The sequence below is a fragment of the Limibacillus sp. MBR-115 genome (assembly GCF_040549425.1).
GTDB lineage: Bacteria > Pseudomonadota > Alphaproteobacteria > Kiloniellales > CECT-8803 > Limibacillus > Limibacillus halophilus.
The window spans coordinates 278,725-296,367 of the sequence record NZ_JBEPTJ010000003.1 but is presented as its reverse complement, the minus strand read 5'-3'; the positions used below and the strand labels follow the sequence as shown (position 1 = coordinate 296,367).

The following is a 17,643-nucleotide window of genomic DNA, read 5'->3' as shown; positions in this document are numbered from 1 at the left end:
AGGCACGCCTATTAACTGGAGACGCCGCCAAGGTGTTTGAAGACAACCTCGAAGAGAATTGTGTCCGAAGGTTTCAGATCGCGATCGTTGAAGAATTCCCGCTCCGCGCGCAACCGCAGATCAAAACATTCGTCATGATATCGAATCTGTCCGCCGTAGGACCTTGTCTCATCTTCGTCGAGGTCTCGCAAATAGGTCACCCCCGCTGACCAGAACTCGTTGATCTGGGTGGAGAATCCGAGGCGAATTTCCTCCGAGTCTTCGGGGCCAGAGCCAGTGTCGTCTAGCGTTGCCAATGTGTACTGAGTCGTGAAGGTGTAGGCGGGCGGCCCTATGCTTGCAGAGAAGTCGTGACGCCGACCTTTCAACGAATCTTTATCCAGGCGGAAGCGGTAGCGTGTCCTGAAGGTCGGATCGGGTTCGAAGGCTACGCGACCGACGAAATCCGAGAGATCATCCTCCAGGCCCGATCCCGCCTCAAAGTCACTGCCTCCCAGGAAACGGAAGGATTGGCCGAAGAAGACCTCGCCCCAACCGAAATCCGGTGATTCCGCTGTCCAGCGTAGCGCATAGTCGACGCGGCTGCCGCTGGAAACACGGTCGTCACCTGGAAAGCGATTGAGCGAAAACAGGTTGCTGTCGTCAAACTCGACATCGCGACTGTCTTCGTTTGGAATGTCACCGTCGTTGAAGCCCTCCGGTGAGGCAACCACCTGTATGATTGGCTCCAGCGTTTGGGCGAAGTCCTCCTGATAGCTCACCCACGGATAGCGCCATTCCACGGCCACTTGCGGGAAAAGCCGTCCGGCAAAACCATCTTGCGTGTTGACGCCCGGTCCCGGCGTCACGTCCTCGCCAACCTTATCGACGTCATTACCCCAGTAGAGATCGCCGGAGAGTGCCGCTTTGATGCGGTAGAGGTCGCCCATATCTCCGGCATAGGGCATCTCCCACTGTCCATGCAGTGACAGACGGCGTGAATCCTGGCCTTCTTCTCGCAATATGTTCAGCACACCGGCATCGATGCTGAAGAACGCGCCACGCTCATCCGGTTCGCCGATAAAGCTGTACTGAAGTTCCGGAAGGACGATCGGCGCTTCCTCGTCGTCGTCCTGCGCGCGTTGACCGTCGAAAAGAAAGGTGTTGAGCGATCCGTAATCCCTGCCTTCGAAATACTCGACCGTGCCTCGGCTGGTCAGTGTTCGGTCGTTGGTAAAATCGAATTCGCGCAGATAAGTATCGTCGGCGGATTGCTTGATGTCGAAGCTTGCCCGGTAGTTCGGGGTTATGCTGAACTCGCCTTCGGCAAAAAAGTGCCCACGGAACTGGTTTTTATCCACTTTTCCGTTTCTTGTCATGTCGTCGAGGGTTGCACTGCCGCTGACCGAAAACTCACCCGACGTCATGATCTGCCGATACTCGGCGGTCATCAACAAGCCCTGCTCGGTCGTGAAGATAGGGGCAAGGGTCAGATCCTTGTCTGGGCCGATGGTGAAGAAGTAGGGGACTTCTATCCCATGACCCATGGCGTCGGAGTGATGATAGCGAGGTGCTAGAAATCCGGACTTGCGATCAACGGTCGGGTCGGGGTGTTCCAGATAGGGGGTATAGAGAATCGGTACGCCGAACATCTCCAGCCAAGCGTCGCGATACTGAATCACCCGTTCTTCCTGATCATGGGTGACTTCAGCGGCTTTCACCTGCCAAAGCGGTGCGCGGGTGGGATCGTCGCGACATAGCTCGCAAGGACTGAAGACAGCCTTGCGGAAGGTCGTTTCACGGTCGCCTTGGCGAACGCCGCTGGCGGCGGCCAGTCGTGATCGATCAGTCAGCAATGCACGAACGTCGCGAATGAACCCTTCCTTTAGATCGCTGGTCAACTCGATGTACTCGGCGAATATCAACTCGCCTGAGGGTTCGATCAACGTGATGTTCCCGCTTGCGGTGACGACATCGTTACGCATGTTGTAGCTGATGGCGTCCGCCTTCAGCACTCTGTCACCCTGGGATATCTCGACATTTCCGCGCGCCGTGGCGACCCCCAGCGACTCGTCATAAGTGACTTCGTCGGCGCTCAGCAAAGCTGGGGTATCTGAATCCAATTCGGGAAGCGGCATGGTCGATTGGCCCAGAGCAAGGCCAGGAAGGAACACCAGCCCAAAGGCTACGGCTGAAGCCATTAAGTACTCTTGGAGCCGTCTTCCCCACATTCTGTTATTCATCCCCGCGCATTTTCCCCTAACTGACTTCCATCTTAACCGTCTTCCAGATGGAGCAGTAACGCAATCCCCAGCATCAAGGAAACACCAGCCGGCGTCCAGGCTGCTAGCACGATAGGTATTTTAGAGGTGAGGCCAAGCACAAAGACGATACTGCTTGCTATGTAGAGAAGGAAACCGGCACCTAGCCCTATCAGCATCAAAAGAATTACGCGCCCGCGGCGATGGGGCCGCAGGGATGTCGTTGCGGCAAGCAGCACCATTGCAGCAAAAAGCGCTGGCATGGCCAGAAGGCGATGCCATTGAAGTTTATGGGCGCGCGCAGGAAAACCGGCGTCTTGTAGCTGATCGATAAAGCTCGGAAGACTCCAAAAGGAAATAGTTTCCGCCTTGGCAAAACTGTTCTCCAGCCTCTCGAACTCCAGTTTGCTCGGAATCAGCAGACGATCCATGAGTAGCGGTTTTTCTCCCGGCCAGTTCTTCCAGGCCTTCTCAAGGCGCCAGCCATCCGGAGTCAAGGTCGCCTTTCCGGCATCGTAGCGCCCTTCGAACCGACCCGTGCGGTCAAAGCGAAAGACAATCAATTCGTCAAAAATCGACGTGTCTCGATCAAGCGCGGAAGCATGTAAGATGTAGTAGCCCCCGCCTGCCGGCTCGGTAAGGTCGGGTTGGCGAATCCAAAGTCCCGAATTGGACAGATTAAGAGCCTCAGTCCGGTTTTTCAGAATTTTTTCTTCCGCAACCTGGAACCGTCCGTAGGTAGCGGCGGCAATGGGATTGAGGATCGTGATGATCAGCAGGCCGATTGCTAGAGCGCTGACAACGATTGGCAGCAAAAACTGCCAAACGGATACGCCGGCGGCGCGCAAAACCACCAGCTCATTCTTGCGCACCAGACGCCAGAATGTTCCGAGGCTGGCAAAAAGCAAAATAAAAGGCGAAACCTCTTGCAGGATAAAGGGGAGCTTCAACATTGAAAAATTGAGCACCACGAGAAAATCGACACCCTCGCGACGCCCCAAGCGATTCATCAGGTCAACGACACCGGCAAAAACCACAATGGTTCCGATCGCGAGAAACAGCAGCGCAACCCAGGTCAGAAAAATGCGGGCAATGTAGAAACACACGGTTGGCGATAACCGACGACCGCCGGTGACGTCGACGCGTTCATCCAAGTGCGTCAGCCCGAGGATACTCATGACGGCACCGACACAAGAGGCTTGCCGGTCGTGCCTCTGATGCCGGCGATCAGAACGAACCCCGCGGCAAGCGCCGGCAAAAGGCTAATCGCATAGATCAGGGGTGCAAGGAATGTGTCCTCCTCGATGAGCGAATGCGATCCAAAGCTCGCGGCATCGAGCGCGCCGACGATTATGACGGCTACGGCCAAACGATTTGTTTGCCCGCGTCGATTATAGTCGCCCGATAAGAGCGCCGATAAGGCGAGCAGGATGAACGTCATGCTGAGGAAGGGACTGGCAAATCGCTTGTGCGCTTCGGCGGTCAGTCGAGGCCTGACCTGGGGATCGTTGTCGGATGGGTGTATACCCGGCCCAACCAGTTCGGAAAGGTAGCGCTCAGCGGGGTCGGGCCAGCGCATTTCCAGTTGTTTGCCAAGCTGCGTCAGTTCCAATGTGTAGCGATCGAAGTAGAGCAGCGCGAGCTGTCCGGTTTCCTGGTTCATCTCCTGGCGATTGCCCTTCAACATGACAACCTTTGGTCCGGCGTCGGCATCCGCGATAAAGCCGCGATCGGCCATCATGGTAACAGGTTTGCCTTGCGCTCTGGTGTCATGCACCAGGATTCCTTGAAGAGAGCCGTCATCCAACCGGTCGCGGATATAGACCGTCAAACCGTCCGTCACGTCGGTAAAAACGCCTTCTTCGATCAGCACCGCGCTCAGTTCGGTCTGGAGCAAAGTGCGTGTGTCCTTGAACGCGCGGTAGGACGCCGGTTGCAAGTAGAACGCAACGAGATAGTTGGCGAGCGTCAGGACGATGCCGAGGTAGAGGGCAGGGCGAGCGATCTGTAGTGGGCTGAACCCAGCGGCGCGCATCACGACAAGCTCGCTGTCGTTTGCCATTTTATTGTAGATCACCAGAACGGCGGCAAAGCCTGCCAATGGCATGACAATGCTAATGAATGCTGGTGCGAGCAGGGCGATCAGGTAGAGGAACGAGGCGATGTCGATGCCCTGATTGACGATTAGCTTGATCAAGCGCAGCGACTGGCTAAGCCATACCGCAAAGGTCAGCGCCAAAAGGATGACCAGAGTCAGGAAGACGAGCTGGCGTAGAATATGACGTTCCAGGTTGGTCATTAGCCGCACTATAGGGAATCGACGGGCATGAAAATAGCAACAAAGAGTATCCTTGATCCACGCCTTGGTGCATGCCTTGATTGCATCCGAGGTTAAGGCCAGCTTTCGGGCAGGTAATCATGCTACCTGCCCGGTGCCCGGCGCCGGACCAAACAGCCAAGGCATCGAGAACAGAGGACAGTTATGAAAATCACTTTCGCTAACCAGGACCTTCCCAAAAGCGGTGCGGCAATCGTTTATGCCCTCGCCGGACGCAAGCTATCGGCCAGCGCCGCCCAGCTCGACAAACAGCTTGCCGGGGCCCTTACCCGCGCAATGGCCAACAGCCGCTTCAAGGGCGACAAGGGGCAAACACTTGAGGTTCTGGCGCCGGGGAAAAGCGACCTGACCCGCGTCTTGTTGTTGGGTATGGGAGCGGCAAAGGATATCACCGACCTGATGATCGAGAATGCGGCCGCCAGCGCCGTCAAACGTCTCAATAGCAGCGGCGAAAATGAAGCGACGCTGATCGTCGACAGTCTTGCTGCCGGACGTGACACCGGCGCCGACGCCGCGCGCTCGGCCTTTGGTGCGCTCTTGGAATCCTACCGGTTCGACAAATACCGCACGAAAGAGAAGCCCGACGCGAAACCGACACTCAAAAAGCTTGTTGTAGCGACCGAACCGCATAAGGAAGCGAAGAAAGCCTACGCCGCGTTGGAAGAGATCGCAGCAGGCGTGTTCACGACTCGCGACATCGTATCGGAGCCCGCCAACATCATCTATCCGCAAAGCTTCGTCGCAGAGGCCCGCAAGCTTGAGAAATTGGGCGTTGAGATCGAAGTGCTGGGCGAAAAGGAAATGGCGAAGCTGGGAATGGGATCGCTGTTGGGCGTCGGTCAAGGTTCGGCGCGGGAGTCCCAGTTGCTGATCATGCGCTGGAACGGACTTGCCGCCACCGGCAAGGCGAAAGCCAAGACTGCGAAGGCTGCCAAGGCGGCGAGTGACGCGCCTCTGTTGGTGGTCGGAAAGGGAGTCACCTTCGATACCGGCGGTATCTCCATCAAGCCAGCCGGCGGAATGGAGGATATGAAGTGGGATATGGGTGGCGCCGGAACCGTCTTAGGACTGATGAGGGCGCTTGCGGGGCGTAAGGCTAGAGCCGATGTCGTCGGGATATGCGGCCTCGTGGAAAACATGCCCGACGGCGCGGCTCAGCGCCCGGGCGATGTGGTGACATCCATGTCGGGCCAAACCATCGAGGTGATCAACACCGATGCCGAAGGGCGTCTGGTTTTGGCCGATGCCTTGTGGTTCGGCCAAGAAAGGTTCCAGCCCAAGGCGGTCATCGACTTGGCAACCTTAACGGGCGCGATCATCATCTCGCTGGGGCATGAGCACGCAGGGCTCTTCTCCAACGATGACGGTCTTTCCGATCAGCTGTTGGAGGCAGGACTGGGGGTTGGCGAGAAGCTCTGGCGGCTTCCGCTGGGTGAGGCTTATGACAAGGCGATCAATAGCGATATCGCCGATATGAAGAATACCGGGAATCGCGCCGGCGGCTCCATAACCGCGGCCCAGTTCCTGCAGCGCTTCATCAAGCAGGGCACACCCTGGGCGCACCTGGATATTGCTGGCGTGGCCTGGACCAATGAGGCGAGGCCGACGGTGCCCAAGGGCGCGACGGCCTTTGGTGTGCGTTTGCTGGATCGACTTGTCGCCAAGAACTACGAAAGCTGAGTAAATCCGGCTGTCCTCCGGATCATGGGGGGCAGCCGGGTCTCACTCCCAGCCGGAATACGCCTAACATGACCGAAATACGCTTTTATCACCTGCAACGCTCGACCCTGGAGGAGGTACTGCCGACCATGCTGTCGCGCAGCCTGCAACGCGGCCAGCGCGCTGTGGTCATGGTGCGTTCCGAAGAGCGGCTCGATGCGCTCAATAGCTGGCTTTGGACCTACGATACCCGGTCGTTTCTTCCGCATGGCACCAAAGCGGACGGGCATGCTGAGGAACAGCCGGTCTGGCTAACCTGTGCGGATGAGTGTCCCAACAATGCCGAGGTGTTGTTTTTGACCGATGGCGCCGAAAGCGCGGCACTGGATCGTTTTGCTTTGGTGGCGGAGTTGTTCGATGGCCGTGACGACGCTGTCGTCGCCGCTGCCCGGTCGCGTTGGAAAGTCTATCTCGACGCCGGGCATGCGCTCACCTACTGGCAGCAGGACGAAGATGGCCGGTGGCAGGAAAAGGGGCGATCAGGCGCCTGAGCTTGGGATGAAAAAAAGCGCGCCAGTCTGTCAACGTTTCGCTTGGAGGCGCGCCGCCTTGGCCCGCCGGACGCCAAGGTTCGTTTCGCGGTGAACGATGTAAATACCGCTGGCTACCAATACGGCGGCACCAACCCAAATGTTCCAACCCGGCAAATCGCCCCACAGCAGATATCCATAGATAACCGCCCAGAACATTGCCGTATATTCAAAGGGGGCAACGATGGAAACGCTGGCTGCGCGGAAGGCAGCCGTCATCGTAAGCTGCGCGCAACCGCCAATCAGGCCGATGGCGATTAGCAGCAGGAGATCGGGAAACGTCGGTGTGACCCAGAAGAAGGGCAGGAGCAATCCAGTGGCGACCACCGATGTCAAAGAATAATAAAAAACGATTGCGGCATTGGTTTCCGTGCGGCTGAGTTTGCGTACGAAGATCAACACCAGGGCGTAGCAGAATGTCGCACCAATGGCGATCAGGGCCAGCAAACCAAAGACCCCCGATCCCGGTTTCACCATGATCAGAACGCCGACAAAACCGACCAACAGTGCCGTCCAACGCCGCAAACCCACCTTTTCTCCGAGTAGCGGAATGGAAAGAGCAGTGACGAAAAGTGGCGCTGCGAAGGATATGGCGACGAGATCGGCCAGTGGCATATATTTCAGGCAATAGAAAAAGCTCATCAAGGCCATCAGACCGACGAGGGAACGCCCCAGATGGCCGCGCAGATTCCGGGTTTTCAGATCACCGATGTTACCGTCCCGCAAAACAACGAACGCGATTGGAAAAAAAGCGAACAGCGATCGGAAAAACACCACCTCGATGACAGGATAGTCGTCGCTTACATACTTTACGCTGGCATCCATCGCCGACAGAAGCGCTATGGCCAGCAGCATCAGGACGATGCCCTTGGCAGCATTGTCTTCTGTCCCCGTACGCGGGGCGAGAATCTTATTTACGGTCGTGTCTCGGTTCTCCGCGGTCATCCTGTTGCGCTCCAACAAAGGTAGGACGACAAATTAACGGATTGTGCGGGTGCAAGCTGCGCTAATTACGCAGGTCTTGATCCCGCGCCCAACAGGTGCGGCGCTATCAGGACGCGGTCTCCTGTTCGAGGAGCGCCTGTGCTTCCAGCCACTGTATTTCGGAACGTTCCAGCGCCTGTTTGATATCGGCGTGCTGGCGTTGCAGGTCCGAGAGTTTTGCGGGCGAACCTTTGTAGACCTCTGGATCTGAAAGCCGCGCTTCCAGAATTTCCAACGCTTTGCCAAGTTTCTCCATGCGCTGTTCCGAGGTCCGGACGCGCTTCTTGATATCCGCTACTGCGGCACGCCCCAAGGCAGCATCCTGCCGGTCGGTCTTTCGCTGCCTTGCCGGTTCCTCCGCCGCCATATCGTTGCCATTCGCACCGCCGCGCTTGCTTCGCTCCAGCCGTCGTTGTTCCAGAAGGAGTTGACGGTAATCGTCCAGGTCTCCGTCGAAGGGTTGCACTTTGCCCTCGTTGACGATCCACAAACGGTCCGCGACCAACTCGATGAGATGGGGGTCATGGGTGACAAGGACCAAAGCACCGTCATAGGCGTTGAGTGCCTGGATCAGCGCTTCGCGGCTATCGACATCCAAATGGTTTGTTGGTTCGTCCAGTAGAATCAGTTGCGGCGCGTCGCGCGTCATCAAGGCGAACAGCAATCGCGCCCGCTCCCCGCCGGATAACTTGCTCACGGAGATATCGGCTCTCGCTTGGCCGAAGCCAAACCGCCCAAGTTGGGCCCGCAGCTTCGTCTCGGTGGACATCGGCGAAAGCCGCTCGATGAGTTGCAGGGGCGTTGCTTTGAGGTCCAGTTCTTCCGCCTGTTCCTGAGCGAAATAACCCACTTTGAGTTTGGGCGGCTTGACGAGCCGTCCCTCCATGGGCTTAAGGCGGCTCGAGAGTAGCCGCATGAAGGTTGACTTACCGTTGCCGTTGGCACCCAGCAAGGCGATGCGATCATCCATGTCGATACGCAGATCGAGACCGGATATCACCGGCTTCTTGCCGTAACCGACACTGGCGCCCTGTAGTGAGATGATGGGGGAGGACAGCGGCTCAGGTGTCGGAAAATCGAACGATACCGTGCGCTCGTCGACGACGCTGGCGATGGGTTCCATGCGCTCGAGCATCTTAACGCGAGACTGCGCTTGACGCGCCTTGGACGCCTTGTAACGGAAGCGCTCGATGAAACTCTCGATATGCCGACGTTGAGCAATCTGCTTTGCCTGCATCGCGGCTTGGCGTGACTGTCGCTCGCGCCGGGTGCGCTCGAAGGTATCGTAGTTGCCGCTATAGAGTACCAGCCGCTTTCCCTCGAAATGCAGAATCCGCTGTGCCACGGCGTTCAGCAGGCGGCGGTCGTGCGATACCATCAGCAATGTACCTGGGTAGGATTTCAAGTATCCCTCAAGCCAAAGCGTGGCTTCCAGGTCCAGATGATTGCTGGGCTCGTCCAACAAAAGCAGGTCTGGCCTGGAAAACAGAAGTGAGGCCAAGGCGACACGCATTCTCCAGCCACCGGAGAACTCTGAGATCGCTCGTTGTTGCGCAGCTTCGTCAAACCCGAGCCCTGCCAGAATGCGCGCCGCTCGCGCCGGAGCCCCGTGCGAATCGATATCGGCGAGGCGCGTATGAATCTCCGCTATTCTGTGTGGATCCTTGCAGTGGTTTGCCTCTTCCAGCAGGGACGCGCGCTCGCGATCGGCGGCGAGGACGATATCGATCAGGCTGTCTTCGCCTTCTGGCGCGTGCTGGCGCAAAAGTCCCATCGAAAGGCCGCGCGGGAAAGACATCGACCCGCCATCGAAAGCCAGTTCGCCCATAATGGCTTTGAGAAGCGTTGATTTGCCCGCACCGTTACGACCGACGATGCCGATGCGCTCGCCGTCGTTGACAGCCGCCGTCGCGCCCTCAAGCAGGACGTGACCGGATACGCGCAAGGTAACTTCGTTCAGGTGTAACATGGCGCGCTGTCTAACACGGAGGCAGCTTGGCCGCAAAGCCCCCTCGGCGCGGAGTCGGACTTGCTGGGTGACTTCCAGCGCCAAAGGAAAAGCATTTGCGGTTGCCGCAACGCAGCGAAGCGGCTATACCACGCCCGCATTTACGAGTCGGAGTGCGGTTTGACGCGCCCGATTATCCCTTCACGCTATAGACGAGGAGAGGCGAAGGCCATGGCCATCGAACGCACCCTTTCGATCATCAAGCCGGACGCGACCCGGCGCAATCTGACAGGCAAGATCAATGCACGTTTCGAGGAGGCTGGCCTGCGTATCGTAGCGCAGAAGCGTCTTCAGTTGAGCCGTGCACAGGCCGAAGCCTTCTATGCCGTGCATAGTGAGCGGCCGTTTTTTGGCAGCCTCTGCGAATTCATGACCTCTGGGCCGGTTGTTGTTCAGGTGCTGGAAGGCGAAAGTGCTGTTGCGAAGAATCGCGAAGTCATGGGGGCAACCAACCCCGCCGACGCCGCGCCGGGCACCATTCGTAAGGATTTTGCCGAGAGCATCGAGGCAAATTCGGCGCACGGATCGGATTCTTTGGAAAATGCAGCGATTGAGATCGCTTTCTTCTTTTCGGGAATCGAAATCGTCGGCTAATAGAGCCGTATAAGAACTCTTTTACGAGCTACCCCTGGCGACGAAGGAAAAAGGCGGGTGGAGATTCCACCCGCCTTTTTTCGTCAACGACTTGCCGGCGATGATCAGGCGATGATTGCCACAACCAGAATGAACAGCAGTACAGCCACTACAGCGGTCCCGATGGTGCCGCTGCGGATGAAGCCTTCATAAGACTTCTGGCGTTCGCGCGTCAGATCCTCATATGGCATTTTATCCCCCAAAGCAGAAACAGTGAATCCTGCGGATTTTCTAGCTTGTGCAGGATGCCAGGGCAAGTGAAAGCATGTAGATGAACTAACTGCGTGCCGGGCTGACAAGCGGAGACGGAGCCGTGGTGTGACCAGCGATACGGCAGGTATCCCCGGTAACCGTCACCATCCCACGAGCGACCAATTCCAGACACCAGGGATAGAGTAAATGTTCTGCCTCCAGGACTCGGCTTGAAAGACTATCCGGGTCGTCACCGTCAAGCACTGCTACGGCCGCTTGACCGATAATTGGGCCGCTGTCCATTTCGTGACGCACGAAGTGCACGCTGCAACCATGTAAGCGCATGCCAGCGTCCAGCGCGCGTCGATGCGTATCCAATCCCGGAAACAATGGCAGCAGCGATGGGTGAATATTGATCATCCGGTCACGCCAGTGATCCACGAACTCCGGGGATAAAAGACGCATGAAACCCGCGAGACAGATAAAGCCCGTGCCGCTTGATTCCAATACTTCGGTCATCGCGCGATCGAAGGATACTTTGTCTGGGAAATCGCGCGGCTCGATAACCGCTGTTGAGATGCCTGCGGCCTGGGCACGAAACAACCCCTGCGCGTCGGGGCGGTTACTGACGACCATAACGATCTCGGCCGGAAAATCGGGAGATCTACAGGCGTCGATCAAAGCCTGGAGGTTACTCCCGCGTCCAGAAATCAGGACCGATACTTTCAGCTTGCCGGCCACGCGGTATCGCCCCCGGTATAGTGGACTTCAGGCGCGGCATCGGTCTGAGCCGCCTCGATGCAACCGATCTCGACAATCTCCTCTCCGTTGGCCGCCAACACGTCGGTCACTGAACCGACGGCGTCTGCGGCGACCACCAGGATCATTCCAATGCCGCAGTTGAAGGTTCGAAGCAGTTCCTGACGCTCAAGATTTCCCACGTCCGCCAGCCAGGCGAAGAGAGGGGGCAACGTCCAGCTATCAAGGTCGATCCTCGCAGCAACGCCTTGCGGCAGAACGCGCGGGAGGTTCTCGGTCAGGCCGCCGCCGGTGATATGCGCCAGCGCCTTGACGCCGCCACGCTCGATGGCCGCAAGGCAGCTTTTTACGTAGATCCGCGTTGGCCGCAATAGGACATCACCCATTTGAGTTTGTGTCTCAAAGGGCGCAGGGTCGCCATAGTCAACGCCACTGTTCTCAACCAAACGACGAACCAGTGAGTAGCCGTTGGAATGAAGTCCACTCGAACGCAGTGCAAGTAGAACGTCGCCGGGCGCGACCGTCTCGCCGGTCAAGAGCCTGTCGCGCTCGACGGCGCCGACTGTGAAGCCGGCCAAATCGTAATCGCCGCTCTTATAGAGGCCGGGCATCTCGGCGGTTTCGCCGCCGATGAGTGCGCAGCCGGCCTGCCGGCAACCTTCGGCTATGCCGCTGATAACGTCGCGTGCTTCGTCGACCTGCAGCTTGCCGGTGGCGAAGTAGTCAAGAAAGAACAGGGGTTCGGCTCCTTGCACCACAAGGTCGTTGACACACATGGCGACCAGATCGATCCCGACGCTGTCGTGCTTGCCGCAGTCGATGGCCACCTTCAGTTTGGTGCCGACACCATCGGTGCTGGAGACCAGGATTGGGTCACTGTAACCGGCTGCTTTCAGATCGAACAATGCGCCGAACCCGCCCAACCCGGCACCAGCGCCCAAGCGCGCCGTGGACTTGGCCAACGGCTTGATCGCATCGACCAGGGCGTTGCCAGCATCGATATCCACGCCAGCGGCTTTGTAGCTCTCGCGGCTCATCAACCCACTCCCAAAACAGGCCTTAAATCATTAAAGGGTAATTTACCCCAACCGGGGCATTACCCCCATGACTCTCCGCTACAGGCTTGCTAGCCTGAATGTCTCGCGGACAATAGCGAAACAGGACTGCTTTGCAATGACTCTCCGCTTTCTTTCCCGTATCCGGGTATTGGGGCTCTATTTCCTGGTGACGACAGCGTTTGCCGTCTTCACTTTTTCCACCGCGCGCGCGCAGATCGGTGGTGTGTACGACGTGCTTGGCGTACAGGTGGATGTAACGGCCGATTCGGCCACTGCCGCGCAGCGCGAGGCGCTACAGCGCGCCCAGCAAGACGCCCTTGTGGCTTTGATGGAACGTTTGGTTCCGCAGGAAGAAAGAGTGCGCCTGCCGCAGCTGACGGCAGGTCTTGCAGAGCAATTATTGAGCGATTTCCAGGTCGTGCAGGAAAGCCGTTCGGATGTGCGTTATCTGGCGACGGTCAATGTCCGCTTCGTGCCTCAACGGGTTCGCGAACTGCTACAGTCCATTCCGGTTCCTTTCGCCGAAACCCAGAGTAAACCCCTGGTTGTCGTCCCGCTTTACGAGGCGGGAGGTACGCAGTTGCTTTGGTCGGAGGCCAATCCCTGGATGCGTGCCTGGGCGGCGCAACCCGGACCCGGTGGGCTGGTTCCCTTGATTATGCCTTTAGGCGATCTGGGCGACATTGTCGCCATCGACGCGCCACGTGCGGCAGCGGGCGACGCGGCGGCTCAGGAGGCCATAGCGGCTCAGCACGGTGCCGTGGGCGCTCTTCTTGTGCGTGCGACGGCGGACAGCGCGACAGACCCGAGCGTACTATCGGTTTCGGCACCGGCGCCGCGTCAGGGCCTTTCGGGCGTATCCTTTACCGTAAGGCGTGAGAGCGGGGAGGCCGTCGAAAGCTTCTTTTCCCGCGCAGCTGCACGGGTTGCCAGTTCTCTGCAAGAGGACTGGAAGCTTGGAAACACGATCGCGTTCGATCGCCGGAACAGCTTGGAAGCCGGGGTCGACATTTTTGATTTGCAGCAGTGGGGGCAGGTCGTTCAACGCCTCGAGAAGGTAAACTTGCTGGCTTCGCGCCGCGTTTTGCGCATGACCCGCACGATGGCGGATTTGCGCCTTGAGTATTTTGGCGATCCTCAGCGTTTGCGTGTCGCATTCAATCAGGCCGATTTGGTGTTGGTCGGTGAGCCCTCCATTGGGTGGGTTATCGGGCGATCCGAGGACGCATCCCGCTTGTCGCCCCCGCGTTTGCGCGTCGCAACCCCGAATGGTGGCGTGACGACGGGGGATCAGGCGCCTGCCGTACAGTGAAAGCGCTGCTGACGACCCTGCCGAACACGATAACGATGCTGCGGTTTTGCAGCGTACCCTTCGTGCTCTACCTTCTGCTGCTAGGGTATTATGAGGCGGCATTCTGGGTCTTTCTCGCCGCAGGCGTTTCAGATGCGGTCGATGGTTTGCTGGCGCGCATACTCAATGCAAGGTCGAGTTTTGGGGCCTATGCGGACCCCCTTGCCGACAAAGCCTTACTGATCGTTTCCTCGATAACGCTGGCTTGGTTGGAGTTACTACCGCTCTGGCTGGTATTCCTGTTGGTGTTTCGCGACCTCTTGATCATTGGTGGGGCGATAGTGTTTCAGGCGCTCAGCCAGACGCTGACCATGCAACCCTTGCTGATAAGCAAGCTGAACACGGCAGCTCAGATCACCTTGGTGGCCGCGGTAATGGCGCAGGCGGCAGGTTTCATTCTTCTCGGCGGGTTGGAGCCGACGCTGATTTATCTTGTGGCCGGAACCACCTTCCTTTCAGGGGGCGCTTACGTAATAGTGTGGCTCCGAAAGGCTATGGCACTGGAGGATCGGACGTGACCGCGGAAAAGCAGATGCGTGTTTGGCTGATCGGCGCGGCGGTGTTTATCGCCTTGTTGTTCCTCTTGCGCGGCGTGCTATTGCCCTTTGTCGCCGGAATGGGCGTAGCCTATCTGCTTGATCCGGTGTGCGACCGGTTGGAGCGGATGGGCTTGTCGCGGACCTTGGCGACCGTCCTTGTGATGGCAGTCTCATTGGTTGTTTTCATCCTGTTTCTGCTGCTTCTGGCCCCATTGATCGTCAGTCAATTTCTCGATTTTTTGGCACAGCTTCCCAAGATCGTCGACAGCTTGCGGGCGCAGGTCGAGAACCTGATGGCGCTGTTGCGCGATCGCCTCGATCCAGAGACCCTGTCGCAGCTTCGCGAAAGTCTCCGTGGTTCCGTTAGCTCCGGCGTTGCCTGGATGACCGACCTGCTTGGCGGTGTGCTGTCGGGTGGCGTGGCCCTGATCAATCTTCTGTCCCTGCTGTTCATCACTCCGATCGTCGCTTTCTATCTATTGCGCGATTGGGACGTGATGGTTTCGCGGATCGATGATTACCTGCCGCGCCGCCACCGCGACACGATTCGCGATTTGGTGCGGCAGGCCGATGAGACGCTGGCTGGCTTTGTGCGTGGACAAGCGGCCGTTTGTTTCGTCCTGGGTTTATTTTACATGATTGGGCTTGTTGTCCTGGGGTTGGAATTTGGCTTTGTCGTCGGCTTGCTTGCCGGTCTCCTTACCTTCATTCCCTACGTTGGCTCGCTGACCGGCTTGGTGCTGTCGGTCGGTTTGGCTATAGCCCAGTTCGATGAGCCCTGGCGTATCGCAGCCGTGGCCATTCTTTTCTTCGTCGGCCAGGCGGTCGAAGGCAACTACTTAACGCCAAAGCTTGTCGGGGAACGAACCGGCCTGCACGCTGTATGGGTGATTTTCGCCTTGTTGGCCGGTGGGGCGTTGTTTGGGTTCTTAGGCGTTCTTCTTGCCTTGCCAGTAACAGCGGTCATCGGTGTGCTGGTCCGTTTCGGCTTGCAGCGGTACCGGCAGAGCGCGCTATTTGGAATCGAGGACGAAACCGAATCCAAAAAAGCAGAGGGGGGTATGTGAGTCAGCTAGCCTTCGATCTGGCCTACAGGGCCGCTAGTGGCCGCGAGGACTTTCTGATCGCGCCCAGCAATGCGGACGCCCTCGCCTGGATCGACCGTTGGCCGGATTGGCCGAGCGGGAGGATGGCGATACAAGGCCCCCCGGATTGCGGCAAGAGTCACTTGATCGCGGTATGGCGCGAAGTGTCCGCCGCGCGTCTGCTTCAGCCACAGGATCTTTCGGTAGAGGCGGTGCCGGCGCTGGTTGCGGATGCGACCGGACTGGCATTGGACGACGCCGACGCCGTGGCCGGTCTGCCCGAGCGAGAAGCGGCTTTGTTTCATCTGATCAATCTAGCTGCCGAAAGTGGATTATCTCTTTTGTTTGCGGCGCGCGAAGCGCCGAACCGTTGGCCGCTGGCGCTGCCGGATCTGCGTTCGCGCCTTGCGGCAACCGGTTGTGTCGCGATCGAGCGACCTGATGACGACTTGATGGCGGGCCTGCTAGTAAAGCTTTTCCTTGATCGCCAAACGCCGTTGGACCCCGAGGCGGTGACCTATCTGGTGGCGCGCATGGAACGCTCCTTTTCGGCGGCACACCGGGTCGTGGTGGCATTGGACCGGGTGGCATTGGCGGAACGGCGGCGGGTAACAGTTCCGGTCGCCCGCCGCGTGCTGCAGGAGCAGGGAATGCTGTAGGTTACAGCCAGTTCAAACGGCGTTTTCTGGCGTGGCAATTGTCGGGAAAATTTTTGGTAGGAGAGGTGTGGTTATGGATTTGGGAATTGCGGGTAAACATGCCCTGGTTTGCGCGGCTAGCAAGGGTCTAGGGCGCGCTTGCGCAGAGTCGCTGGCGGCCAATGGCGTCTCCTTGACCATCGTTGCGCGGACGCAGGAAACCCTGGAGCTGGCAGCGCATCAGATCGTCGAGGCTAGCGGCGTCAAGGTCACGGCGGTCGCGGCAGACATCACGACGCCCGAAGGGCGGGCCAAGGCACTGGCTGCCTGTCCCCAGGTCGATATCCTCGTCAACAACGCGGGCGGTCCTCCGCCGGGCGATTTCAGGAACTGGGAGCGGGCCGATTGGATCAAGGCGCTGGAGGCAAACATGCTGACGCCCATTGAACTGATCAAGGCAACCGTTGATCCGATGATTGAACGCGGATTTGGCCGGATCGTGAATATAACATCAGGCGCGGTTAAATCGCCCATCGAGACGCTGGGATTATCGAACGGCGCGCGTGCCGGACTGACCGGGTTCGTGGCCGGGCTCTCCCGCAAGACCGTCCGTCACAACGTGACCATCAACAATCTATTGCCCGGTCCGTTCGAGACTGATCGGTTGCGTGCGAACATAGAAGCGGCGGCAAAAGCTTCCGGCCGCGATCCTCAGGAGGTTTGGAACGAACGCAAGGCGGGCAATCCGGCGGGTAGATTTGGCGATCCGGCGGAATTCGGCGAGGCTTGCGCGTTCCTTTGCTCAGCGCGGTCCGGCTTTATCACCGGGCAGAACTTGTTGCTTGATGGCGGCGCCTTCAACTCAACATTCTAGAGGACGGTCCGGTTGGTCTAGCCCCGGTCGGGGATGGCGACTTCAAGCAGCCTTCCGCAACCTTCTTCCAGCGCCGCCCAAGTTGTGATCTCCAGATTCAGCACTGCTAGAGCGGTTGGCGGGAAATCGCGGTAGAGAGGCGCGTCGGCCACCGCCTCGCCGCTGCCCGCCAATGTGATTGCCAGGGATTGAATTCCGGGGTTATGGCCGACGATTAGCAAGCTGTTGATCGTCTCAGGTAAAGTGCGCATCAGCATTATCATTGTCTCGGGCGTGGCCAGATAGAGGCTCTTGAGATACTGAACCTCGAGAGATTCAATAAGACGTTCAACGCTGTCCTCGTAGGGTTGCAGGGCAGGGGCTATCACGGCCCAGGTTTCCTCTGCACGCTTGGCGTTGGAGCACAGCACCATATCCGGCCGGTAGTCTTGATCACGCAGGTAGTAAGCAACGAGAGCGGCCGTTTTACGTCCCCGGTCGGTGAGCGTCCTGGCAAAATCGGACGAGCCGCGACTAGCGGGACGAGCTTCCGCATGACGTAACAGATAAAGCCGTTTCAATTGCGGATGCACCTTCCTATGTGAAATTTGCCATTTCTGTCTAAAAGTGGCTGGATCGTCATGATTCTGTTCCAAAACTGGTCTATGATCAAAGCATTACGGCGAAAAAGAGGTAACTAAGGTGAGAAACGTTCA

At 58.2% G+C, this 17,643-nt stretch carries 17 protein-coding genes; 8 read left to right on the top strand and 9 right to left on the bottom strand.

Going from position 1 to position 17,643, the window contains the following annotated elements; all coding sequences use genetic code 11:
• Window positions 1–11 precede the first annotated feature (11 nt).
• The 3 genes from ABIE63_RS08155 to lptF all read right to left on the bottom strand — a co-directional run bounded on the left by ABIE63_RS08155 (window position 12) and on the right by lptF (window position 4,539).
• Window positions 12–2,180 carry an LPS assembly protein LptD gene (locus ABIE63_RS08155; protein WP_354503941.1) on the bottom strand — a complete coding sequence of 723 codons (2,169 nt, stop codon included), beginning with the start codon at window positions 2,178–2,180 and terminating at the stop codon, window positions 12–14.
• 74 nt (window positions 2,181–2,254) lie between these two features.
• On the bottom strand, window positions 2,255–3,418 hold the full coding sequence (locus ABIE63_RS08150) for an LptF/LptG family permease (protein ID WP_354503940.1): 1,164 nt from the start codon (window positions 3,416–3,418) through the stop codon (window positions 2,255–2,257).
• Window positions 3,415–4,539, bottom strand: a complete 1,125-nt coding sequence (gene lptF, locus ABIE63_RS08145) for an LPS export ABC transporter permease LptF (RefSeq protein ID WP_354503939.1) — start codon at window positions 4,537–4,539, stop codon at window positions 3,415–3,417. Before lptF ends, ABIE63_RS08150 begins: the two co-directional genes overlap by 4 nt.
• Window positions 4,540–4,722: 183 nt before the next feature.
• Between lptF and ABIE63_RS08140 the strand changes: the two genes are divergently transcribed.
• A complete protein-coding gene (locus ABIE63_RS08140) occupies window positions 4,723–6,258 on the top strand; it encodes a leucyl aminopeptidase (protein ID WP_354503937.1) in 1,536 nt (511 codons plus the stop codon).
• Between the two features lie 68 nt (window positions 6,259–6,326).
• Window positions 6,327–6,788, top strand: coding sequence for a DNA polymerase III subunit chi (locus tag ABIE63_RS08135; RefSeq protein ID WP_354503935.1), 462 nt, complete (start codon window positions 6,327–6,329; stop codon window positions 6,786–6,788).
• A gap of 30 nt (window positions 6,789–6,818) precedes the next feature.
• On the opposite strand, the gene ABIE63_RS08130 is transcribed toward ABIE63_RS08135, so the two are convergent.
• Together ABIE63_RS08130 and ABIE63_RS08125 are read right to left on the bottom strand one after the other, a co-directional pair.
• Window positions 6,819–7,772 (bottom strand): DMT family transporter, encoded by a 954-nt coding sequence (locus ABIE63_RS08130; RefSeq protein ID WP_354503934.1) that lies wholly within the window; start codon window positions 7,770–7,772, stop codon window positions 6,819–6,821.
• A gap of 106 nt (window positions 7,773–7,878) precedes the next feature.
• Window positions 7,879–9,780 carry an ABC-F family ATP-binding cassette domain-containing protein gene (locus ABIE63_RS08125; protein WP_354503933.1) on the bottom strand — a complete coding sequence of 634 codons (1,902 nt, stop codon included), beginning with the start codon at window positions 9,778–9,780 and terminating at the stop codon, window positions 7,879–7,881.
• A gap of 210 nt (window positions 9,781–9,990) precedes the next feature.
• On the opposite strand from ABIE63_RS08125, the gene ndk reads away from it, so the two are divergent.
• Window positions 9,991–10,413, top strand: coding sequence for a nucleoside-diphosphate kinase (gene ndk, locus ABIE63_RS08120; protein WP_183415855.1), 423 nt, complete (start codon window positions 9,991–9,993; stop codon window positions 10,411–10,413).
• Window positions 10,414–10,517: 104 nt separating this feature from the next.
• Here the strand turns inward: ndk and ABIE63_RS08115 are convergent, their stop codons facing one another.
• From ABIE63_RS08115 to purM, 3 genes are all read right to left on the bottom strand, one after another.
• Entirely contained in the window at window positions 10,518–10,643 is a 126-nt protein-coding gene (locus ABIE63_RS08115; protein ID WP_183415854.1) for an aa3-type cytochrome c oxidase subunit IV, read from the bottom strand.
• A gap of 85 nt (window positions 10,644–10,728) precedes the next feature.
• A complete protein-coding gene (gene purN, locus ABIE63_RS08110) occupies window positions 10,729–11,385 on the bottom strand; it encodes a phosphoribosylglycinamide formyltransferase (protein WP_354503932.1) in 657 nt (218 codons plus the stop codon).
• Window positions 11,370–12,440, bottom strand: coding sequence for a phosphoribosylformylglycinamidine cyclo-ligase (gene purM, locus ABIE63_RS08105; RefSeq protein WP_354503931.1), 1,071 nt, complete (start codon window positions 12,438–12,440; stop codon window positions 11,370–11,372). The genes purN and purM overlap by 16 nt, the downstream gene beginning before the upstream one ends.
• 136 nt (window positions 12,441–12,576) lie before the next feature.
• On the opposite strand from purM, the gene ABIE63_RS08100 reads away from it, so the two are divergent.
• The 5 genes from ABIE63_RS08100 to ABIE63_RS08080 all read left to right on the top strand — a co-directional run bounded on the left by ABIE63_RS08100 (window position 12,577) and on the right by ABIE63_RS08080 (window position 16,948).
• On the top strand, window positions 12,577–13,773 hold the full coding sequence (locus tag ABIE63_RS08100; RefSeq protein ID WP_354503930.1) for a DUF2066 domain-containing protein: 1,197 nt from the start codon (window positions 12,577–12,579) through the stop codon (window positions 13,771–13,773).
• A complete protein-coding gene (locus tag ABIE63_RS08095) occupies window positions 13,770–14,330 on the top strand; it encodes a CDP-alcohol phosphatidyltransferase family protein (RefSeq protein WP_354503929.1) in 561 nt (186 codons plus the stop codon). The genes ABIE63_RS08100 and ABIE63_RS08095 overlap by 4 nt, the downstream gene beginning before the upstream one ends.
• The gene (locus tag ABIE63_RS08090; protein ID WP_354503928.1) at window positions 14,327–15,418 is read left to right on the top strand and encodes an AI-2E family transporter; all 1,092 of its coding nucleotides are present in this window, start codon (window positions 14,327–14,329) and stop codon (window positions 15,416–15,418) included. Before ABIE63_RS08095 ends, ABIE63_RS08090 begins: the two co-directional genes overlap by 4 nt.
• On the top strand, window positions 15,415–16,095 hold the full coding sequence (locus ABIE63_RS08085) for a DnaA/Hda family protein (protein WP_183415850.1): 681 nt from the start codon (window positions 15,415–15,417) through the stop codon (window positions 16,093–16,095). The genes ABIE63_RS08090 and ABIE63_RS08085 overlap by 4 nt, the downstream gene beginning before the upstream one ends.
• A gap of 73 nt (window positions 16,096–16,168) precedes the next feature.
• The gene (locus ABIE63_RS08080; RefSeq protein WP_183415849.1) at window positions 16,169–16,948 is read left to right on the top strand and encodes an SDR family oxidoreductase; all 780 of its coding nucleotides are present in this window, start codon (window positions 16,169–16,171) and stop codon (window positions 16,946–16,948) included.
• A gap of 17 nt (window positions 16,949–16,965) precedes the next feature.
• Here ABIE63_RS08080 and ABIE63_RS08075 read toward each other — a convergent pair whose 3' ends face one another.
• Window positions 16,966–17,508, bottom strand: coding sequence for a histidine phosphatase family protein (locus tag ABIE63_RS08075; protein WP_354503927.1), 543 nt, complete (start codon window positions 17,506–17,508; stop codon window positions 16,966–16,968).
• Between the last annotated feature and the right edge of the window lie 135 nt (window positions 17,509–17,643).